General features: G+C 52.5%; 17 protein-coding genes. 8 read left to right on the forward strand and 9 right to left on the reverse strand.

The window, feature by feature from the left end; genetic code table 11:
* Nucleotides 1-99 precede the first annotated feature (99 nt).
* Genes NNO08_RS16115 through NNO08_RS16130 form a run of 4 tightly spaced genes read left to right on the forward strand, consistent with a single transcriptional unit; the run spans nt 100 to nt 5,024 of the window.
* The gene (locus NNO08_RS16115) at nt 100-627 is read left to right on the forward strand and encodes a fimbrial protein (protein WP_271440526.1); all 528 of its coding nucleotides are present in this window, start codon (nt 100-102) and stop codon (nt 625-627) included.
* 47 nt (nt 628-674) lie between these two features.
* Nucleotides 675-1,358: a fimbria/pilus periplasmic chaperone gene (locus NNO08_RS16120; RefSeq protein ID WP_271440527.1), complete on the forward strand. Its 684-nt coding sequence runs from the start codon at nt 675-677 to the stop codon at nt 1,356-1,358.
* Nucleotides 1,359-1,379: 21 nt separating this feature from the next.
* Nucleotides 1,380-3,932 (forward strand): fimbrial outer membrane usher protein, encoded by a 2,553-nt coding sequence (locus NNO08_RS16125; protein WP_271457091.1) that lies wholly within the window; start codon nt 1,380-1,382, stop codon nt 3,930-3,932.
* 9 nt (nt 3,933-3,941) lie between these two features.
* Entirely contained in the window at nt 3,942-5,024 is a 1,083-nt protein-coding gene (locus NNO08_RS16130) for a fimbrial protein (protein ID WP_271457092.1), read from the forward strand.
* A gap of 30 nt (nt 5,025-5,054) precedes the next feature.
* On the opposite strand, the gene NNO08_RS16135 is transcribed toward NNO08_RS16130, so the two are convergent.
* Together NNO08_RS16135 and NNO08_RS16140 are read right to left on the reverse strand one after the other, a co-directional pair.
* On the reverse strand, nt 5,055-5,825 hold the full coding sequence (locus tag NNO08_RS16135) for an ABC transporter permease (RefSeq protein WP_003829467.1): 771 nt from the start codon (nt 5,823-5,825) through the stop codon (nt 5,055-5,057).
* Nucleotides 5,822-6,748, reverse strand: a complete 927-nt coding sequence (locus NNO08_RS16140) for an ABC transporter ATP-binding protein (protein ID WP_271457093.1) — start codon at nt 6,746-6,748, stop codon at nt 5,822-5,824. The genes NNO08_RS16135 and NNO08_RS16140 overlap by 4 nt, the downstream gene beginning before the upstream one ends.
* Before the next feature lie 108 nt (nt 6,749-6,856).
* Here NNO08_RS16140 and can point away from each other — a divergent pair, with 108 nt between their 5' ends.
* Nucleotides 6,857-7,519, forward strand: a complete 663-nt coding sequence (gene can, locus NNO08_RS16145) for a carbonate dehydratase (protein ID WP_003018654.1) — start codon at nt 6,857-6,859, stop codon at nt 7,517-7,519.
* 93 nt (nt 7,520-7,612) lie between these two features.
* Here can and hpt read toward each other — a convergent pair whose 3' ends face one another.
* The 3 genes from hpt to cueO form a co-directional block, all read right to left on the reverse strand.
* On the reverse strand, nt 7,613-8,149 hold the full coding sequence (gene hpt / locus NNO08_RS16150; protein WP_003018658.1) for a hypoxanthine phosphoribosyltransferase: 537 nt from the start codon (nt 8,147-8,149) through the stop codon (nt 7,613-7,615).
* A 278-nt stretch (nt 8,150-8,427) separates the two neighbouring features.
* Nucleotides 8,428-10,083, reverse strand: coding sequence for a methyl-accepting chemotaxis citrate transducer (gene tcp / locus NNO08_RS16155; protein ID WP_271440521.1), 1,656 nt, complete (start codon nt 10,081-10,083; stop codon nt 8,428-8,430).
* Between the two features lie 154 nt (nt 10,084-10,237).
* Nucleotides 10,238-11,854 (reverse strand): multicopper oxidase CueO, encoded by a 1,617-nt coding sequence (gene cueO, locus NNO08_RS16160; RefSeq protein WP_271457094.1) that lies wholly within the window; start codon nt 11,852-11,854, stop codon nt 10,238-10,240.
* A 153-nt stretch (nt 11,855-12,007) separates the two neighbouring features.
* On the opposite strand from cueO, the gene NNO08_RS16165 reads away from it, so the two are divergent.
* Nucleotides 12,008-12,355 (forward strand): YacC family pilotin-like protein, encoded by a 348-nt coding sequence (locus NNO08_RS16165; RefSeq protein WP_001295568.1) that lies wholly within the window; start codon nt 12,008-12,010, stop codon nt 12,353-12,355.
* Nucleotides 12,356-12,459: 104 nt separating this feature from the next.
* Here NNO08_RS16165 and yacL read toward each other — a convergent pair whose 3' ends face one another.
* Nucleotides 12,460-12,822, reverse strand: coding sequence for a protein YacL (gene yacL, locus NNO08_RS16170; RefSeq protein ID WP_271440519.1), 363 nt, complete (start codon nt 12,820-12,822; stop codon nt 12,460-12,462).
* Nucleotides 12,823-12,996: 174 nt separating this feature from the next.
* The gene (gene acnB, locus NNO08_RS16175) at nt 12,997-15,594 is read right to left on the reverse strand and encodes a bifunctional aconitate hydratase 2/2-methylisocitrate dehydratase (RefSeq protein WP_271457095.1); all 2,598 of its coding nucleotides are present in this window, start codon (nt 15,592-15,594) and stop codon (nt 12,997-12,999) included.
* 405 nt (nt 15,595-15,999) lie between these two features.
* Here acnB and NNO08_RS16180 point away from each other — a divergent pair, with 405 nt between their 5' ends.
* Both NNO08_RS16180 and NNO08_RS16185 read left to right on the forward strand, forming a co-directional pair.
* On the forward strand, nt 16,000-17,637 hold the full coding sequence (locus NNO08_RS16180) for a DUF3300 domain-containing protein (protein WP_271457096.1): 1,638 nt from the start codon (nt 16,000-16,002) through the stop codon (nt 17,635-17,637).
* 9 nt (nt 17,638-17,646) lie between these two features.
* Complete coding sequence (locus NNO08_RS16185) at nt 17,647-18,441, forward strand: DUF2950 family protein (RefSeq protein WP_271457097.1); 795 nt, start codon at nt 17,647-17,649, stop codon at nt 18,439-18,441.
* A 121-nt stretch (nt 18,442-18,562) separates the two neighbouring features.
* On the opposite strand, the gene lpdA is transcribed toward NNO08_RS16185, so the two are convergent.
* A complete protein-coding gene (gene lpdA, locus NNO08_RS16190; RefSeq protein WP_003018686.1) occupies nt 18,563-19,987 on the reverse strand; it encodes a dihydrolipoyl dehydrogenase in 1,425 nt (474 codons plus the stop codon).
* A gap of 175 nt (nt 19,988-20,162) precedes the next feature.
* Nucleotides 20,163-22,049 (reverse strand): pyruvate dehydrogenase complex dihydrolipoyllysine-residue acetyltransferase, encoded by a 1,887-nt coding sequence (gene aceF / locus NNO08_RS16195; RefSeq protein WP_137383703.1) that lies wholly within the window; start codon nt 22,047-22,049, stop codon nt 20,163-20,165.
* Nucleotides 22,050-22,052 lie beyond the last annotated feature (3 nt).

A 22,052-nucleotide genomic window follows, 5' to 3' on the forward strand; every position in this document is an offset into this window, starting at 1 on the left:
CTTTAATATAGCAAAATAAGAAAATAAAAACGAAGTAAATGAATTAACACTCTTGATTAACACTGTGTTATTAATAATTAGTCTTAAAGGATTAAGCTCATGAACAAAAAAATGAAAACAATGGTTTTCGCTTCATTATTGATATCCACTTCTGCATTAGCCGATACCGCAAGCGATGGCACCGTCCACATCACAGGGACAATTCTGCAAAACGCCTGTACTGTCAAGACCAGCTCTATTGACGTCACGCTGAAAGACCAGTTTGCCTCCGTTTTTACCGCTGCCGGGCAAACGCAAAGTAATGAAGCCTTCACCATCGATCTGGAAAACTGCGATTCATCAATCTACGAAAATATCCAAACCCGTTTTGAAGGTACGCAGGACCCGTATGACACCAGCGTACTGGCAAACACGGGTGATGCAACCGGTGTAGGCGTGCAAATTCTGGATAGTGCCAATACTGCGCTGGCGTTGAATGATGAATCAGCATGGTCAACGAAATCTACGCTCACCAGCGGCCAGACCGAAATTTCCATGCCATTCTCTGCCCAGTTTATCTCAACCAGCGACACCGTAACGGCGGGCAGCGTTGACGCGACTGCAACCTTCTACCTGCAATACAACTAATCCATAGCGGCCAACGCGGGTTGGCCCTTTTGTTTGTTGAGGTCATGATGAATCCTTTGACGAAGGCAGTTCTTGCTGTCAGCCTTTTCGCCTGTCCTTTTGCTCATGCTGCAGGAATCAACATTGGTGCCACGCGCGTTATTTTTAACGGCGATGCAAAAGATGAGTCAATATCAATAAGCAATAATGACAACGTCCCATACTTAATTCAATCGTGGGTACAGTCAATTAGTGAAACGGGTAAAACAGGTGATGCACCTTTTATGGTAACCCCTCCACTATTTCGACTTGATGGTGGTAAAAGAAATGTTTTACGTGTTATTCGCACAGGTGGAAATATACCCGAAGACAGAGAGTCCCTTTATTGGTTAGATATCAAGTCCATTCCCGGAACTAATCCGGATGATAAAGGCAACAAACTTAAAATTGCGATTAAAGCGGAATTTAAACTGATTTACCGTCCCACGTCATTAAAGCAAACCCCCGAAAAAGTGACCAATCAGCTGCAGTGGTCAAGAAGCGGCAGCATATTAACGGTCCGCAACCCAACGCCCTACTACATGAATTTCGGCGAAATAGCGGTCGGTGGCAGCAAACTGAAAGCACCGCGCTATGCACCGCCGTTTGGTAGCGCGCAGTACACATTGCAGTCGGGGGCGAGTGGTGTCATCACCTGGTCAATTATTAATGACTTTGGGGGGACGGGACCAATACATAAACAAGAGCAGTAAAAACACGGCCAAGGATGATTTATGGGCACGAGGAATGGACAATCTGTGCAGTTTTATCTCTCACGCAGTGCTCTTATGGTTGCGCTTCACTGCGCGCTGACGCATCAGGTTTGGGCCAGGGACTACTTCGATCCGGCATTTATTGAAAACCGCGGATCGCAACAGATCACAGCGGCAGATCTCTCCATATTTTCCACTGACCAAAGCCAGCTACCGGGTACTTATTACACCGATATTTTAATCAACAAGACATCACTGGGTTCGCGAAACGTTGATTATCAACAGGTCGCTCTACCCGATGGCCGCCAGGTATTACAGGGTTGTTTACTCACAGCGGAATTAAAAAGCGCAGGAGTAAAGACTGAACTTTTTCCCGCGTTGAATACCGCCAGGGGATGCGCCGATCTTTCACTGATCCCAGGTGCCAGCCAGCAGTTTGATTTTCAGGCACAGCAACTGTTTATTAGCATCCCGCAAATGTACATTGCCAGTAGCGCCCGAGGATACGTGCCGCCGGAAAAGTGGCAGGAGGGAATCCCAGCCCTGTTGCTCAACTACAGTTTCAGCGGTTATCAGACCTTCGGAAAAAATCGCGATGTGGCGGATACCGACTCGCAATATCTGGCACTTCAGCCGGGTATTAATGTTGGACCATGGCGTTTTCGTAACTATACCAACTGGAACGCCAACACCAGCGATGGCAACACGCAGCAGAGCTGGAATACCGTATACAATTATCTTCAGAGCGACATTATTGCGCTGAAGAGTCAGCTCACCCTCGGCGACAGCAACACGCCCACGGACATCTTCGACAGCCTTGCCTTTCGCGGTATACAGCTAGCATCAGACGATCAAATGCAACCGGACAGCCTACGTGGTTACGCGCCGACAATTCGCGGCATTGCCCGTTCGAACGCGCAGGTCACCGTGCGACAAAATGGCCGGGTTGCTTACCAGACCGCCGTCCCGCCTGGCGAGTTCGAAATTAACGACATGTTCCCCACCGGCAGCAACGGCGACTACGACGTGACGGTCAAGGAAGCCGACGGCAGTGAACAACACTTTATTGTCCCCTACGCTTCACTGCCTATTCTGCAACGAACCGGGCACGCCAAATATAGCGTAACGGCAGGGAAGTACCGGGACGGCAACAACCACACCGGCGATAGCTTCACCCAGGCAACCCTGCTCTATGGCCTTCCCTGGGGGATCACACTCTATGGCGGCGGACAGGTTGCCGGAAACACATACCAATCTGCCGCACTGGGGATCGGGCAGAATATGCAGATGCTCGGCGCTATCTCGCTGGACGGAACCTGGTCACATGCCCGGTTTGATGATGGTCACAAAGAAACCGGTCAATCCTGGCGCGTCCGCTATAGCAAAGGGGTAGTCAGTACAGGGACCACGCTTTCACTTGCCGGGTATCGCTACGCCAGCGAACACTACAACTCGCTTGAAGAAGTGCTGGACCCAGACGAGAGCTTCAACGATTACTATGGCAAGCGCCACAATCGTTTTGAAAGTTCGTTAAATCAGCAGCTTGGTGGAAAACTTGGGGCCTTCACACTGAGCTGGATAAAAGAAAACTATTGGCACAGTGAACGTAAAATGGAATCGCTGGGCGCAAGCTATAACAACCGTTTTGGCGCGGTGAGTTACACCCTGGGTTACAGCTATAACCGCAATACCTATCAGTCCAGCTCAACAGATAACGATCGGTATTATCAAAACGATCAACTGTTCACGCTCTCGGTAAGCGTACCTTTCGCGCTGCTCGATTCGCGCATGTACGCTAACTATATGCTCAGCACCCGTAAGCATGACGCTACCGTTAACAGCACCAGCCTGAGCGGTACTGCCCTTCGAGACGATAACCTGAACTGGTCCATACAGCAAAGCCACAGCACTACCGGCGGCGACTCCGGCGGGTTAAGCGCCAGCTATAAAGGAACGTATGCCAACGTGAACGCCGGTTATAGCCAGTCTCCCGACTCCCGGCAAGTCAGCTACGGTATTAGCGGCGGCATGCTGGCCCACGAAAATGGGCTAACGCTGAGCCAGCCGATTACCGGAGCGGCCGTGCTCATCAAAGCGCCCGGCGCGTCTAATGTCTCGGTTGTCAACCAGACTGGCGTTACGACCGACTTCCGCGGATATACGGTGATCCCGAACGTCACGCCTTACTATCGCTACGATATCGCGCTGGACAGCAGCACTTTTGCAGACAACGTTGATATCCCAATGAATAACCAGACCGTCTACCCGACACGCAATGCCATCGTGCGTGCTGATTACGACGCGCGCAAAGGCTACCGGGCACTCATCACGCTTCTGCGCGCGAACACAAGCGCGGTGCCCTTTGGCGCGACAGTCAGCCTTACGCAACAAAACGAGAGTCTGGCCAATATTGTCGCTGATAAGGGACAGGTGTTCTTGAGCGGACTGCCAGAGGAAGGCGTGCTTGTCGTGAGATGGGGAAACCGTGCGAATGAAACCTGCCGCGCCAGCTACCACCTCGACCCGCAAAAAAATCTCAATGGCATTGTGACAAGCCAGGCTCAGTGCCAATAAAGGAATACGATGAACCTGAAAGAATTGAAGTATTGTGCACTACTGTTAGTCGCGCTTTCCGGATGCGCCAGGGCCGAAGACTTTGGCAACGGTACAGGATGGTGCGAATCGACAAGCGGCACCCGAAATTATCCGTTTGATGTCAATCAGACGATCGACAGCACAGACAACAACCAGCGGGGGACGATTATTGAATCGAATTGGTCCGGCAGCGCTACCTACAACGCCGTATGTGATTGCGATAATACTGATTATCGGGGCTATAACTACTTTACCGCCACAACCGGCGACCTGACGCAAAAAGGCACCTACAGTGAGAGCCGCTACTACGGCTATATGTATTATTACGTACTGGTCGCGGGAAAGCTGGAGATCGGCTCTGAAACCTACATTGCTGGCAAACTCGGGCAATTTGTCCCCGTGCCTTTTTCCGCCGTCAGCAACCTTGACGCAACAGGAGGTGGCTGCACTGGGGCAGATATGAGGGCGATGACAGCAGGAAACCGCGGCAAGGTCAGGATCTACATTACCCATCCGTTGGTCGGTGAGATAATCATCCCAGAAACCACCATCGTGAACCTGTATCTATCGAAATCCGCCACCGGCGGCGGCGATAACGTACCGCCAGGCGTGCCGCCGGTCGCGCGCGTCACGCTCTCTGGCACGATCACCGTTCCTCAGTCTTGCTCTATAAACGCCGGACAGATTATCGAAGTGAAGCTACCGGATATTCAGGGAAAAGATATCCGCAACCTTGGCGACAGCCCGCAGGAATCTCATGTCACAACCCGCGTCAACTTAACCTGCAGCAACGTTGCCAATGGCACCAATCTCTCGCTGTCATTAGCAGGCACTAACGATCCGCATAACAACGACTATTTGCAAACCGATAATGAGAATATTGGAATTCGTATTTCTGACAAAGAGGACAATACCATCGTGCCGAACGGCAGCACGGAATTGCCCGTCGATGATTATCAGGATGGCAGTGGCAGTTCGACATTTACCACCGCTCCGGTAAATACCACCGGCAATATTCCACGCACCGGACAGTATCAGGCAACGGCCACACTGGAAGTACAAATTCGCTAAAAAAAGGCGACTCACGTCGCCTTTTAACATTTAGCTGCGCAGCCCGCGCCCGCGCTGAATCAGATACCAGCACAGTAAATAAAATGCGGCGATAAACACCACCAGCACACCGAAGGTCGTCACCAGCGGCACATCGTGAATGCCGAGGAAGCCGTAGCGGAATCCGCTAATCATGTAGACAATCGGGTTCAGGTGCGACAGTCCCTGCCAGAATGGCGGCAGCAGCGTTAACGAATAGAAAACGCCCCCCAGATAGGTCAGCGGCGTTAACACGAAGGTCGGGATCAGACTGATATCGTCAAAGGTTTTGGCAAAAACCGCGTTCAGCAAGCCCGCCAGCGAAAACAGTACCGCCGTTAGCACCAGCGTCAGCGCCACGAAGACCCAGGAGTGCACCTGGAACGGAACAAAGAACAGAGAGATAGCTGTGACCAGAATGCCCACACACAGACCGCGAGCCACACCACCGCCGACAAAACCGGCGATGATAACGTGCGTCGGTACCGGTGCAACCAACAGTTCTTCAATGTTGCGCTGAAACTTGGCGCTAAAAAATGACGACGCCACGTTGGCGTACGAGTTGGTAATCACCGCCATCATGATAAGCCCCGGCACGATAAACTGCATGTAGCTAAAGCCGTGCATTTCACCGATCCGTGAGCCAATCAAATTACCAAAGATAATAAAATAGAGCGTCATGGTGATAACGGGCGGTACCAGGGTTTGCACCCAGATACGCATAAAGCGGTGGATCTCTTTCGCCCAGATGCTTTTCAGCGCGACCCAGTAGAGCTGCATCATGCGCGATCTCCTTGTTTTTCATGAACCAGAGAAACAAACAGCTCTTCCAGTCGGTTCGCCTTGTTCCGCATACTCAATACCTGAATACCCTGAGCGCTCAGCTGCGAGAACACGCTGTTCACCCCCTGCTCGCGCAGAACTTCAACTTCCAGCGTTGAGGTATCAACCAGACGGTATTGATAGCCTTCCAGCTTAGGTAGCGGGCTTTTCGCCGCCAGATCAAGAATAAACGTCTCAGATTTGAGCTTGGAGAGCAGATTCTTCATCGAGGTATTTTCTACCAGCTCACCATGCTGAATAATGCCGATGTTCCGGCACAGCATTTCCGCTTCTTCGAGGTAGTGGGTGGTTAGAATAATCGTCGTACCTTTATCGTTTAAATCCTTCAAAAAGCCCCACATTGAGCGGCGTAATTCAATATCAACACCGGCAGTAGGTTCATCGAGGATAAGCAACTTTGGCTCATGCATCAGCGCGCGGGCAATCATCAGGCGGCGCTTCATCCCGCCGGACAGCATACGAGCACGCTCGTTGCGTTTTTCCCACAGGTCGAGCTGTTTTAGATAAATTTCACTGCGCTTAATCGCCTCTTTATGCTCAACGCCGTAATAACCCGCCTGATTCACCACGATCTGTTGCACGGTTTCAAACGGGTTAAAGTTGAACTCCTGCGGCACCAGCCCAAGCTGGCGCTTGGCATTAACCGTATCTTTATCAAGATCGAACCCGAAGACGCTAACCCGACCGGAGGTTTTATTCACCAGCGAGCTGATAATGCCGATGGTAGTGGACTTTCCCGCGCCATTGGGACCTAGCAGCGCATAGAAATCACCCGCTTCGACTTGCAAATCGATGCCACGCAACGCCTGAACGCCACCGGGATAGGTTTTTTTAAGTTTTTGAAGTTCCAGAGCAATGGTCATGGTTTTTTACTTACCTTACGTTCTGACATTTTATATATAGTTTAAATAATGCTGGAGTTACCCTATATTAGCCCATCGAATTTATCTGGCTTCGGGTTGTACAACTCCATGAAAGACATAGATACACTTATCAGCAACAATGCACTATGGTCAAAGATGCTGGTAGAAGAGGATCCCGGGTTTTTTGAAACGCTGACACATGCACAAAATCCGCGTTTTCTATGGATTGGATGTTCCGACAGTCGCGTTCCCGCTGAACGTTTAACCGGTCTTGAACCGGGTGAACTGTTTGTTCACCGTAATGTTGCTAATCTGGTTATTCACACCGACCTGAACTGTCTCTCAGTGGTTCAGTATGCGGTGGATGTGCTGGAAGTGGAACACATTATTATTTGTGGCCACTATGGATGCGGCGGTGTCCAGGCAGCCATTGAAAATAAAGAACAGGGGCTGATTGATAACTGGTTGCTGCATATTCGCGATATCTGGTTTAAACACAGCTCACTGCTGGGCGAAATGCCGCAGGAACGTCGCATGGACACCCTGTGCGAACTGAATGTCATGGAGCAGGTCTATAACCTGGGCCATTCGACAATCATGCGTTCAGCCTGGAAACGCGGTCAGAAAGTGACGATTCACGGATGGGCTTACGGTATTCATGATGGCCTGCTGCGCGATCTGGACGTCACGGCTACCAGCCGCGAAACGCTGGAACAACGCTACCGACAGGGGTTGTCGAACCTCAGCCAGAAGCACAGCAACCATAAGTAAGGCGATACTGCCGGGTGGCAGTTACGCCTTATCAGGCCTACAAATCAGCGCTGTAGGCCTGATAAGCGAAGCGCCATCAGGCGCTCCAGCCCATTACTCGTCCAGCAACACCACTTTGCCAACATACGGCAGATGGCGATAACGTTGTGCATAGTCAATGCCGTAGCCAACAACGAACTCATCTGGAATGGAGAAACCGATAAACTCGACCGGTACATTCACTTCACGGCGAGAAGGTTTATCCAGCAACGTACAAATCGCCAGAGATTTAGGTTCACGCAGACTCAGGATTTCACGCACTTTAGACAGCGTGTTGCCGGAGTCGATGATGTCTTCAACAATCAGCACGTCTTTGCCACGAATGTCTTCATCCAGGTCTTTGAGGATTTTAACATCACGTGTGGTGGACATTCCGCTGCCGTAGCTGGAGGCGGTCATGAAATCGACTTCGTGGGAGACATGCACTTCGCGGCACAGGTCAGCCATAAACATAAATGAACCGCGTAACAGGCCTACCAGCACCATATCACTGCCGCTGTCCTTGTAACGCTCGTTAATCTGACGCCCCAATTCGGCAATACGCGCTTTGATCTCCGCTTCCGGGATCATGACTTCTACAGTATGTTTCATAAAAGAAATAACTCACTGATTTTTATCAGTTAACACATCATGCAAATCGAAAGAAAGCGCTTACCTTGATACACCGACAGAGAGGCGGTGGCTCGCACTAACCACAAAACTTGCGACAGCATACAAACAATTCAGTGGGTGAAGTATACCAGCAAAGAGACCGCATTCCTCTGATAGTTACTCAGAGAACCTGCACACGCATTTTAACGTGCACTGAATATACGAAAGCCGGGCAACGAACCCGGCTTTTAGCGTGAACAAAATCGGACTTTTTCAGGTCAGAACGTTTCCCAATGTTGATCCTGGGTAGTAGAGACAACGCGATCCTGGCGCGGAGCGTCCTGCGATGGTTTTCGTGCCCCGCTTACCGCCTTCTCACGGGTAATGCGAAATACCGCAACAGCCTGCCGCAACTGCTCGGCCTGTTGCTCCAGTGAGGCCGCCGCCGCCGCAGACTCCTCCACCAGCGCGGCGTTTTGCTGGGTAACGCTGTCCATCTGCGAAACCGCGAGGCTAACCTGTTCAATCCCCCGACTTTGTTCTTCAGAAGCAGACGCAATTTCGCCCATGATATCGGTCACACGGGTCACCGCCGCGACAATTTCAGCCATGGTTTTACCGGCATCCGAAACCTGCTGCGATCCCATGCCGACACAGTGAGTTGAATTATCAATCAGCGCTTTGATCTCTTTTGCTGCCTGGGCACTACGGCTTGCCAGAGTCCGGACTTCACCGGCTACAACCGCAAATCCGCGCCCCTGTTCTCCGGCTCTGGCCGCTTCTACTGCGGCGTTCAGCGCCAGAATGTTGGTCTGGAATGCAATACTGTCGATAACGTTCGTGATCTGCGCGATTTGCTGCGAGCTGTCCGCTATTTCACTCATCGTATGAACAACGGTATCAACAACACGCCCCCCGCGAGCGGCAGTATCAGAGGCGTTTTTCGCCAATTGGGTTGCCTGTTTCGCATTGTCCGTATTCTGCTTCACTGTCGCAGTCAACTGCTCCATGCTGGCGGCAGTTTCCTCAAGCGAGGCCGCCTGCTGCTCGGTGCGCGAAGAAAGGTCGTTATTACCCGAGGAAATTTCAGCGGCCCCGGTATGAATTGACTCCGAGCTATTACGTACGGCAGTGACTGTCGAAATCAGCGACTGTTGCATCTCTTCCAACCCCATCGCCAGTCGGCCCATTTCGTTGCGACCTTCAACATTAAGCTTATGGGTTAAATCTCCACCGGTAATGACGCGAATATGCTCCATAATCTGCGCCAGCGGCTTCAGCAGGATGTGTTGCAACCCGCTCCAGATCATGCCCAGAACGATCAGCACAACCAGAACGATGCCTCCCAGCGTCCACTGCATACGGGAAAAACTGAGCTGATTCTCCGCAGCAGCGTGCTGCAGCAGCGCATTATTCTCGTTTCGCCAGTGGTCATAGCTCGCTTCCATTTCATCCTGCGCTTTCTGGGCATCAAGATCGCCATAGGCCTGATAGTTATTCGCTCGCAGATACTCAATCGATAATTTCATCACTTCGTGCATCTGGCGATATTGCTTTTCCATTTCACTGGCGATCTGCGGATCTTGCCCTGTAACCTGTGGTAATCCCTGATACCGGGCGAAATAACCTTCAGCCTTCTTCATTGAATCACTGGCGGTATTGAGCAGCGTGTTGATCGCGGCTAAAGAGGCAGGATCGCTCTGATTTTTTAAAAAGCGGATGGCGACGCGTGTCACCGTAACACGGGTTTTAATCAACGTATTGACGCTGTCACTCAGATTTTCTTGCTGAGCGTTGAGGGTGCCTGAGTTCTGGAAATTCTGCCTGTCATTGTTTACCGCAGAATAAAACAGGCTTCCCGTAACGGCCTGCAGTAAACAGAAAATGGCGAGAACCAGCAGGATACCGGTAATAACACGAATATTTTTAATCACGTTTTTTCATCCATTGAACTCACATTGGGTACATGATGATTATCGGCCCCAAAGACGATTACTTTATGTTCAATGGCAGAATATGCAGGGGATGCGCCATACCCGGCCGACAAGAAATATCCTGTAGGCCGGGTAAGCGAAGAGACGTCGTTGTTTAAACCGTAAAACCGAGCATCATGCCGGTGTCTTCGTGCTCCAGCAGATGGCAGTGCGCCATATAGGCATGTTCTTTCGGCGCGTCGTGGTCAAACTTCACCAGCACCTCACTGACGCCACCTTCGACACGCACGGTGTCCTTCCAGCCTGCGCGATGCGTGGCCGGCGCTTTGCCATTCTCAGAGAGGATGCGGAACTGCGTGCCGTGAATATGGAACGGATGCAGCATCATGTCACCCTGACCGGAAATGACCCAGCGTTCATGCTGGCCTTTCGCCGCAGCAAACATCGGTTTATTCATATCAAAGGGCAGGCCATTAATCCGATTGGCGTTATGGAAATCAAACGACCCGCCATGTTTCATATTGCTCATATCACCCTTCATGCTGTCCATATTGCCGTGATTCATATTGCCGTGGCTCATGTTACCGTGACTCATGTTGCTGCTGTTCATATGGCCCATCATTTGCCCGTGATCCATCCCGGCCATCGCCTGATCGCCATACTTTTGCATCAGCATCTGCATGCCCATCATGTCGAGCATAGGGTCCATCGACAGTTGCAGTTTACGCACCGTCAGTCCATCCAGAGAAGGCAACGCTGGCAGGGTGGTCAGCGTATCCGGCAGCATCCCGGAAGCGGTAATAAGCAGCGGTTGAATACGCATCACCGGATGTGGTTTATCAAATGGCGCGATCGCCATCCCCATCTGGCTCACCGGCAGAGTGACCAAATCAAAGGCTTTTCCGTCGCTCACATCCACCAATACTTCAAAACGCTCACCCATCAGCATCGGCAGTTCGGTCACTTTTACCGGCTCAGCTAACAATCCACCATCACTGGCAATCACATACAGGGGACGGTTATCGCTGGCCGCGATATTAAGCGAGCGTGCGTTACAGCCATTCAGCAGACGCAGGCGCAACCAGCCGCGTGGTGCGGCATGTTGTGGGTAAATCGCCCCATTGGTTAGCAGCGTATCGCCAAACCAACCGACGGCGGCGGTCATCATATCCAACTGGTAATTAATTTGTCCGTCAGCGGAAAACTGTTTGTCCTGAATAATCACCGGCACATCGTCGATACCCCACTGCTTCGGTAGCAGTAGTTTGCGGATCTCGTCATCTTCAATCAGCACCAGTCCGGCCAGGCCCATCGCAACCTGACGTCCGGTTTTCCCGTGTTGATGTGGATGGAACCAACAGGTTGCTGCCCGTTGCGCAGGGGTAAAGGTCACTGAACGCTTCCCACCCGCCGGAATAACGCCTTGCGGCCCGCCATCGACTTCACCGGGGATTTCCAGCCCATGCCAGTGCAGCGTCGTCTCTTCGGCCAGTTGATTATGGATATCCACACTCACCGCCTGACCTTTATTCAGTTTTACCGCGGGTCCGAGCACGTTACCGTTATATCCCCAGGTGGTGGCGGTTTTCCCCGCAAACGTCGACTGCCCAGCTTTCACAATCAGCTGTATGCGATTAGAAGCATCCGCAGTTAACAGGTCAGGAATGGGTAACGCAGGACGGTCAGCCGCAAAAACGGTGCGGCTCCACAAAGGTAAAGCTGACGCGACGCCCAGCGCCACGGAGTACTTTAAAAAGTCACGACGTTGCATATTCATTTCCTTATATTCAGCAGCTTAAGCAGGCTATCTTTTAAGCATAAGCCCTCCCCTTACGGGAAGGTCAAGTGAACGGCTGATAATAAAGGTCGTCGCTTCGCTCGCAGTATGCTAACGTTTAATTTCCGTGATGCAGTGGTAGAAGCAATGAAGACGTTTTTCAGAACAGTTTTGTTCGGCAGCCTGATGGCAGTATGCGCAAATAGCTACGCGCTTAGTGAATCCGAAGCCGAAGATATGGCCGATTTAACGGCAGTTTTTGTTTTTCTGAAAAATGACTGTGGCTACCAGAATTTGCCCAACGGGCAGATACGTCGCGCACTGGTCTTTTTTGCCCAACAGAACCAGTGGGACCTCAGTAATTACGATACCTTCGATATGAAAGCACTCGGTGAAGACAGCTATCGCGATTTGAGCGGTATTGGTATTCCGGTCGCGAAAAAATGCAAAGCGCTGGCGCGCGACTCCTTAAGTCTGTTGGCTTACGTCAAATAAGACACCTTGCCCGATGGCGCTACGCTTATCGGGCCTACGAACCAGGAATGACATCGTTGTGCCAGGCCGGGTAGCACAGCGCCCCCGGCAGAGGCGAGTGCAAATTAACGCTGTTGCACAAATTCACGATACGCGGCAACCACCTGCAAGAAATCTTCAACGCCGCACAAAGATAAACTCTCTTCGTCGTAGTAATTCATTCCTTCTTCCATTTCATCGCCCGTGAACTCCAGTTGATTGGCGCGAACCATAACCTCTTCGCCATCCAGCCAGAGCGTGTATTCATGCCCTGCTCGCTGCCAGGAACGTTCACTGCCTTTTACCGCACGCGCTGCCTGTTCCACTTCATCAAGCAAGGCCATGTTCTCTTTCACTTCTTCATTAAACCAGTGCCCCACGACTTCATGGCCCATGGACATACGCACTAAAACCCGCCCGGTAACATCGCGCAGAAATTCGTAATCCATAATGTCTTCCTCTGCTCCCGGCAATGCGCCAATACCGCATTGCACCTTGCTGTAATTATCGCAGCAGCGCGGCAGAAAAAAAGTGTAGCGGGTATAAGGAATAGAAATAAAAATGCCCGGAGAAGCCAGCCTCTTCGGGCATTGATGCGTTTTTACGCTAAATGTGGTCGCGAATTAAACCGCAGTCTGGAAAATCACGCTATCTGCTTTCTCGGTGTACTGAGAGAGCTGGTCAAAGTTCAGATACCGGTAAGTATCTACGGCCGTTTTATCTACCTGCGCCACATAGGTCTGATACTCTTCCGCCGTCGGCAGTTTACCGATCAGCGCAGCAACCGCCGCCAGCTCTGCAGAAGCCAGGTAGACGTTCGCCCCCGTACCTAAACGGTTCGGGAAGTTACGGGTCGAGGTAGAAACGACTGTCGCACCGTCTGCCACACGCGCCTGGTTCCCCATGCACAGTGAACAGCCAGGAATCTCGATACGCGCCCCGCTCTTACCAAAGACGCTGTAATAGCCTTCCTCGGTGAGCTGTGCCGCATCCATACGCGTTGGTGGAGCAACCCACAGACGCGTCGGCAACTGGCCTTTATGCGCATCCAGCAGTTTACCCGCGGCACGGAAGTGACCAATGTTAGTCATGCAGGAACCGATGAACACTTCGTCGATCTTCTCGCCCTGCACGTCAGACAGCAGACGCGCGTCGTCCGGATCGTTCGGTGCACACAGGATCGGCTCTTTGATATCCGCCAGATCGATGTCGATCACTGCCGCGTATTCGGCGTCAGCATCGGCTTCCAGCAGTTGCGGATCCGCCAGCCATTTTTCCATGCCCTGTACACGACGTTCCAGCGTACGGCGATCGCCGTAGCCTTCCGCGATCATCCATTTCAGCAGAACGATGTTGGAGCTGAGGTACTCAACGATCGGCTCTTTGTTCAGCTTGATGGTACAACCGGCAGCGGAACGCTCAGCGGACGCATCGGTCAGTTCGAATGCCTGCTCAACTTTCAGATCCGGCAGACCTTCAATTTCCAGAATGCGGCCAGAGAAGATATTTTTCTTACCTTTCTTCTCAACGGTCAGCAGACCTTGTTTGATCGCGTACAGCGGGATGGCATGAACCAGGTCACGCAGGGTGATACCCGGCTGCATTTTGCCTTTGAAACGCACCAGAACAGATTCCGGCATATCCAGCGGCATCACGCCGGTCGCAGCCGCGAACGCCACCAGACCAGAACCCGCCGGGAAAGAGATACCGATTGGGAAACGAGTATGGGAGTCACCACCGGTACCTACGGTATCCGGCAGCAGCATACGGTTCAGCCAGGAGTGGATTACGCCATCACCCGGACGCAGCGACACGCCGCCACGGTTCATGATGAAGTCAGGCAGAGTATGGTGGGTGGTCACGTCAACCGGTTTCGGATACGCAGCGGTATGACAGAACGACTGCATCACCAGGTCAGAAGAGAAGCCCAGGCACGCCAGGTCTTTCAGTTCGTCGCGGGTCATTGGGCCGGTGGTATCCTGAGAGCCGACGGAAGTCATCTTCGGTTCACAGTAGGCACCCGGACGGACGCCGGTTACGCCACATGCGCGGCCAACCATTTTCTGAGCCAGAGAGAAGCCACGGCTGCTTTCCGCCACATCTTTCGCCTGACGGAATACATCACTGTGCGGCAGACCCAGCGCTTCACGCGCTTTGGTGGTCAGGCCACGGCCGATGATCAGCGGAATACGGCCACCGGCGCGCACTTCGTCAACCAGCACATCGGTTTTCAGTTCGAAGGTAGCCAGCAGTTCGTTGGTTTCGTGGTTACGCACTTCGCCCTTGAACGGGTAAACGTCAATTACGTCGCCCATGTTCAGGTTGCTTACGTCCACTTCAATCGGCAGCGCGCCCGCATCTTCCATGGTGTTGAAGAAGATCGGTGCAATTTTTCCGCCCAGACACAAACCACCGCCACGCTTGTTCGGTACATGAGGGATATCATCACCCATAAACCACAGCACGGAGTTGGTCGCAGATTTACGCGAAGAACCGGTACCGACAACGTCACCCACATAGGCCAGCGGGTAACCTTTTTTCTGTAATGCTTCGATCTGTTTGATCGGGCCAACAACACCCGGCCGATCCGGCTCGATACCTTCACGGGCGTTTTTCAGCATCGCCAGGGCGTGCAGCGGAATATCAGGGCGAGACCACGCGTCCGGGGCCGGAGACAGGTCATCGGTGTTGGTTTCACCCGTCACTTTGAAGACGGTAACGGTGATTTTTTCAGCCAGAGCAGGACGGTTCAGGAACCATTCGGCATCAGCCCAGGACTGCATCACTTGCTTAGCATATTCGTTGCCAGCTTTGGCTTTTTCTTCTACATCGTAGAAGTTATCAAACATCAGCAGCGTTGAAGAGAGCGCTTTGGCGGCAATCGGCGCCAGTTTGGCATCGTCCAGCGCATCAATCAGCGGATGAATGTTATAACCGCCCTGCATGGTACCCAGCAGTTCGATGGCTTTTTCTGGCGTGATCAGCGGAGAGGTAGTGTCACCTTTAGCGACAGCGGCGAGAAAACCGGCTTTAACGTAAGCGGCTTCATCTACACCAGGGGGAACGCGGTTAATCAACAGGTCTAACAGGAATTCTTCTTCGCCCACAGGCGGGGTCTTCAGCAGCTCGACAAGTGCAGCCATTTGGGTTGCGTCTAAGGGTTTCGGCACAATCCCCTGGGCGGCACGCTCAGCTACGTGCTTACGGTATTCTTCTAGCACGACGATATCTCCTCGCTCTCATTGTCATAATGCGGCGCTTTTGTATATGGGCGATTCTCTTCACGCTCCTGTGAGACAGCAGTTAGTAGGGTAAATGCCCGGTACCGCAAAAGGCACAATAACAGGATTTTCGTTGGGTGTTAATCTGTTTACAAAAAAGCAACATAAAAAATTGGCTGAATCGTTAAGGATGGTCTAATGCTCTTCGCAATGGCAGAAGTGGAATGATAATTTTCGCCAGCAATGTTTAGTCACATTATTTAGCTCCCTGATAATAAACTTGCGTTAACGATCCCAAGATTCGTCAAAAATTAAACTATTGTCTCTTTATACTCACGGAACACTGCACCCACTGGCGGCAGGCATAATGACTATGACGATTCTTACTGAGTCGGGAGAGATAAAATGACGTTGCCCTTTAAGCCCCATATCATTGCTCTGGCGTGCAGTGCAGGGTTATTTGTCGGTGCGGGCGTGCTGTTTGTAAACAGCCGCACACCAGAAGCCCCCTCGCAGCCTGCCCCGGCAGTAGCGCCTCAACCGCCCGTTGCCGCGGCTCCCGCAGTCGCCCCGGTGGCGCCAACAACGTATACCACTGCTCAACTTGATCAGTGGGTCGCCCCTGTTGCGCTCTACCCTGACCCGTTACTTTCTCAGGTGTTGATGGCCTCAACGTATCCATCGAACGTGGTACAGGCGGTTCAGTGGTCTCGTGATAACCCGACACTGCAAGGTGATGCCGCCATTCAGGCAGTGTCCGGCCAGTCATGGGACCCCAGCGTGAAGTCGCTGGTGGCATTTCCGCAACTGATGGCTCTGATGGGCGAAAACCCTGACTGGGTACAAAACCTGGGGAATGCGTTTCTGGCACAGCCACAGGACGTGATGGATGCCGTACAACGCCTGCGTTTGCTGGCTCAGCAAACAGGTTCGCTAAAATCCACACCACAGCAAACGGTCACGAACACCCAGAAAACAACCGTGGTTCAGACGCCATCATCATCAACGACGAAAGTGACCAGTAGCGCCCCCACCTCGACGGTTATCAAAATTGAGCCGACCGATCCACAGGTGGTATATGTGCCGAACTACAATCCAACCGTTGTTTACGGCAGCTGGCCTAATACCGCCTACCCGCCCGTCTATCTGCCGCCCCCTCCGGGAGAGCAGTTTGCCGATAGCTTCGTCAAAGGTTTCGGCTATAGCCTGGGCGTTGCGACGACCTATGCGCTGTTCAGTAACATCGACTGGGATGACGACGACCATCACCATGATGATGACTACCATGACCATGACGGCCCTCACGGCGGTAATGGCTACCAGCACAACGGAGATAACATCAATATTGATGTTAACAATTTCAACCATATCTCCGGACAAAACCTGAAAGGGCAAAACATTGCCTGGCAGCACAACCCTGCGTACCGTAACGGCGTGCCTTACCAGAACGACGCGGTCGCACAACGTTTTCATCAGACCAACGTTAGCGGGGGTTTAAGCGCCACTCAACATACACCGACCACCGCTGCCACACGAGACAGCCAGCGTCAGGCCGCAATGACGCAGTTCCAACAGCGTAGCCAGACCTCTCCGGCAAACTTGTCGGGTCAGACATCGCGGGATGCTCAACGTAAAGCCGCCTCTTCACAGCTAAATCAAATTGCCCAGCGCAATAACTATCGTGGCTATGACGAAACACAAAACAACAGCCGTCGTGAAGCAGCACAGAAGACGCTGAATAAATCCACTACGCAACAGCAGCACCGCTCTGAACTGAAGTCAAAAGCTCAGCAACATCCGGTTTCACAGCAGCAAAGGGAAACCGCTCGCCAACGCGTTGAATCATCCAACTCGCAACAACGTCTGGCCTCCCGTCAGAATACACATTCAAACGTCTTCAGCGGGAATGACAGTCGCTCACCGTCGTGGCAGTCCCAGCAACTGCGTGGACAGGAAAGCCGTCGCGCGAGCAACCTCAACAGCGGGCAGCGCGCTGCGGCACGCGAGAATTTTTCTGAGCACCACGAATTTCGCCGTCGTTAACCGGAGCCGATGATGAAAAAAATTATGTTAAGCGCCCTGTTGCTCTCCTTGCCGCTGGTGAGCTATGCGCAACAGGCGTTCACCTCCCCCGAAGAAGCGGCCAGTGCATTTGCCGCTGCGGTGGCGCAGCAAAATGAAAAGCAGCTCACGGCGCTACTGGGTGAAAACTGGCGACATTTTTTACCACCAGAAGGGGCCGATCCGGAAGCGGTGGCACGCTTTAATCGCGACTGGAAGGTGAGCCATCACATTGTGCTGCAGGACAACATGGCGCATCTCAACGTAGGGCAAGATGACTGGCAGTTACCCATACCGATGGTGAAAACCAGCAAAGGTTGGGCGTTCGATATGACCGAAGCCCAGGAGGAGATCCTCACTCGAACGATCGGTCGCAACGAGCTTTCAGCCATCGAAGCACTGCACGCCTACGTTGACGCGCAGCAAAGCTATTACGCGCTGAACAAGTCGTATGCGCAAAAAATTGTCAGTAGCGAAGGTAAAAAAGACGGGCTTTACTGGCCCGTCGCACCAGGCGAAGCGCCAAGCCCTCTGGGACCCGCCTTCAGCCCACAAGAACCCGGTACGGGCTATCACGGTTATCGTTTCCGCATACTGCCGGACAAAGCCAGTGGTTTTGCCATGATTGCGTGGCCGATTAGCTACGGGCACACCGGGGTGATGAGCTTTATGATTAGCGGCGATGACAATGTTTATCAGGCCAACCTTGGCGAAGCATCGCAACAGAAAGCGCAGGCAATGACTGAGTACAGCCCTGAAAAAACCTGGCAGCCTGTAGCACCGTAAAGCGAGGTTAAGCCGTAGGCCGGGTTAGCGCTAGCGCCACCCGGCATGTTGCCTGAAATAACGGGTAGCTTTAGGCAAAAAAAAACGCCTCCAAAGAGGCGTTTTCACAAAAGCGGGAAGATTACTTTTTCTTCGCTTTCGGGTTTGGCAGGTCAGTGATGCTACCTTCGAACACTTCTGCCGCCAGGCCCACGGACTCATGCAGAGTCGGGTGCGCGTGGATGGTCAGTGCGATATCTTCAGCGTCGCAACCCATTTCGATCGCCAGACCGATTTCGCCCAGCAGCTCGCCGCCGTTGGTACCGACAATTGCACCACCGATCACACGGTGAGATTCTTTGTCGAAAATCAGTTTGGTCATACCGTCCGCGCAGTCGGAAGCGATAGCACGGCCAGAAGCAGCCCACGGGAAGGTGGCGGTTTCGTAGCTGATGCCTTTTTCTTTCGCTTCTTTCTCAGTCAGGCCAACCCATGCAACTTCTGGTTCAGTGTACGCAATGGATGGGATAACTTTCGGGTCGAAGTAGTGTTTCTTCCCGGCGATAACTTCAGCGGCAACGTGACCTTCGTGAACACCTTTGTGCGCCAGCATCGGCTGACCGACGATATCGCCGATAGCAAAGATATGCGGCACGTTGGTACGCAGCTGTTTGTCAACGCGGATGAAACCACGGTCATCAACTTCAACGCCAGCTTTGCCCGCATCGAGGTTTTTACCGTTCGGTACACGACCGATAGCAACCAGTACGGCATCATAACGCTGTGCTTCAGCAGGCGCTTTTTTGCCTTCCATGGAAACGTAAATACCGTCTTCTTTCGCTTCAACGGCAGTCACTTTGGTTTCCAGCATCAGGTTGAATTTCTTGCTGATGCGTTTGGTGAAGACTTTCACCACGTCTTTATCGGCAGCCGGGATAACCTGGTCAAACATTTCAACCACGTCAATCTCTGAACCCAGCGCATGGTACACGGTCCCCATTTCCAGACCGATGATACCGCCGCCCATTACCAGCAGGCGCTTAGGAACAGTTTTCAGTTCCAGTGCATCGGTGGAATCCCACACGCGCGGATCTTCATGCGGAATGAATGGCAGTTCGATCGGACGGGAACCCGCCGCGATGATCGCGTTGTCGAAGTTGATCACGGTTTTGCCGTTTTCGCCTTCAACTTCCAGGGTGTTAGCCCCGGTAAATTTACCCAGACCGTTAACCACTTTCACTTTACGGCCTTTGGCCATACCAGCCAGACCGCCGGTCAGTTGAGTGATAACTTTTTCTTTCCAGGTACGAATCTTGTCGATATCGGTTTTCGGCTCGCCAAAAACGATACCGTGTTCAGCCAGTGCTTTGGCTTCTTCGATAACTTTTGCTACGTGCAGCAGCGCTTTAGAAGGGATACAGCCGACATTCAGACAAACACCACCGAGGGTGCTGTAACGTTCTACGATGACGGTCTCCAGACCTAAATCTGCGCAACGGAAGGCAGCAGAGTAACCTGCAGGGCCTGCCCCAAGTACCACGACCTGAGTTTTGATTTCAGTGCTCATCATGACCTCTTAATTTATACCCGTCGTCCACCGGGTCGTTCTATCCGCCCGTATTTTACAAAATTGTTAACAATTTTGAAACAACAAACGGCAACCGATTTGTCTTTCGCACAATAACCTCACTGACTTCATGAGATTACCAGAAAAAAGCCGGCCGTCGGGCCGGCTTTTTCGCTTACATCACCAGGCGGCGAATGTCAGACAGCATGTTGTTGATGATGGTGATAAAGCGCGCACCATCTGCACCGTCGATTACACGGTGGTCGAAGGAGAGCGAAATCGGCATCATCAGACGCGGCATAAACTCTTTACCGTTCCACACTGGCTCCATAGAGGACTTGGAGACACCGAGGATAGCCACTTCCGGCGCGTTCACAATCGGTGCGAAGTGGGTAGTACCCAGGCCACCGATGCTGGAGATGGTGAAACAACCGCCCTGCATTTCGCCAGCGGTCAGCTTGCCATCACGTGCTTTCTTGGAGATCACGGTCAGTTCACGAGACAGCTCGGTAATGCTCTTCTTGTTCACGTCTTTGAAGACCGGAACAACCAGACCATTCGGGGTATCTACCGCAACACCGATGTTGATGTATTTCTTCAGGGTCAGACGCTGACCGTCTTCAGACAGAGAGCTGTTGAAGCGCGGCATCTGTTCCAGAGCGGCAGCAACGGCTTTCATGATGAAGACCACTGGGGTGAATTTCACGTCCAGTTTACGTTTCTCCGCTTCGGCGTTCTGTTGTTTACGGAACGCTTCCAGATCGGTGATATCGGTCTTATCGAAGTGGGTAACGTGCGGGATCATCACCCAGTTACGGCTCAGGTTAGCACCAGAGATTTTCTGGATACGGCCCAGTTCCACTTCTTCGATTTCACCAAACTTGCTGAAATCAACTTTTGGCCAAGGCAGCATGCCCGGGATACCGCCGCCAGCAGCGGCTGCCGGAGCAGCTTCAGCACGTTTAACCGCGTCTTTCACGTATGCCTGAACGTCTTCACGCAGGATACGACCTTTACGACCTGAACCTTTCACTTTCGCCAGATTCACGCCAAATTCGCGCGCCAGGCGACGGATCAGCGGAGTTGCGTGGACGTAAGCGTCGTTTTCAGCGAAGTCAGATTTGCTTTCCGCTTTTGCAGCCGGAGCTGGAGCTGCTTGTGCAGGTGCAGCGGCCGGAGCCGGTGCCGCAGCTTGTGCCGGTGCAGCAGCAGGTGCTGCGCCTTCAACTTCGAATACCATAATCAGAGAACCGGTTTTCACTTTGTCGCCGGTGCTGATTTTGATTTCTTTTACGGTACCCGCGAACGGTGCCGGCACTTCCATAGACGCTTTGTCGCCTTCTACGGTGATCAGTGACTGCTCAGCGGCAATTTTATCGCCCACTTTGACCATCACTTCGGTCACTTCAACTTCGTCACCGCCGATATCCGGTACGTTAACTTCTTTAGAACCCGTTGCCGCCGGAGCTGCCGCTGCAGCAGGAGCCGCAGCCTGAGCCGGTGCAGCAGCAGGCGCTGCGCCTGCGACTTCAAAGACCATAATCAGGGAGCCGGTAGACACTTTGTCGCCGGTGTTGATTTTGATCTCTTTAACCGTTCCTGCGAACGGCGCCGGAACTTCCATAGACGCTTTGTCGCCTTCTACGGTGATCAGAGACTGTTCAGCCGCAACGGTATCGCCCACTTTAACCATGATCTCGGTAACTTCAACTTCGTCACCGCCGATGTCTGGTACGTGTACGTCTTTTGCCGCAGCTGCAGCTGGTGCAGCGGCCGGAGCGGCTGCTTTCTTCTCTTCTGCCGGAGCAGGTGCAGCAGTTGCTGCACCGTCGGCGGAATCGAAAATCATGATCAGTTTGCCGGTCTCAGTTTTGTCGCCAACAGAGACTTTGATCTCTTTAACGATACCAGCCTGAGGAGACGGAACTTCCATAGAGGCTTTGTCGCCTTCTACGGTGATCAGCGACTGTTCAGCTTCAACTTTGTCGCCTACTTTGACCAGGATCTCGGTGATTTCAACTTCATCAGCCCCGATGTCCGGTACATTGATTTCGATAGCCATTAT

It is taken from the genome of Citrobacter sp. Igbk 17 (genome assembly GCF_028069775.1).
Lineage (GTDB): Bacteria > Pseudomonadota > Gammaproteobacteria > Enterobacterales > Enterobacteriaceae > Citrobacter.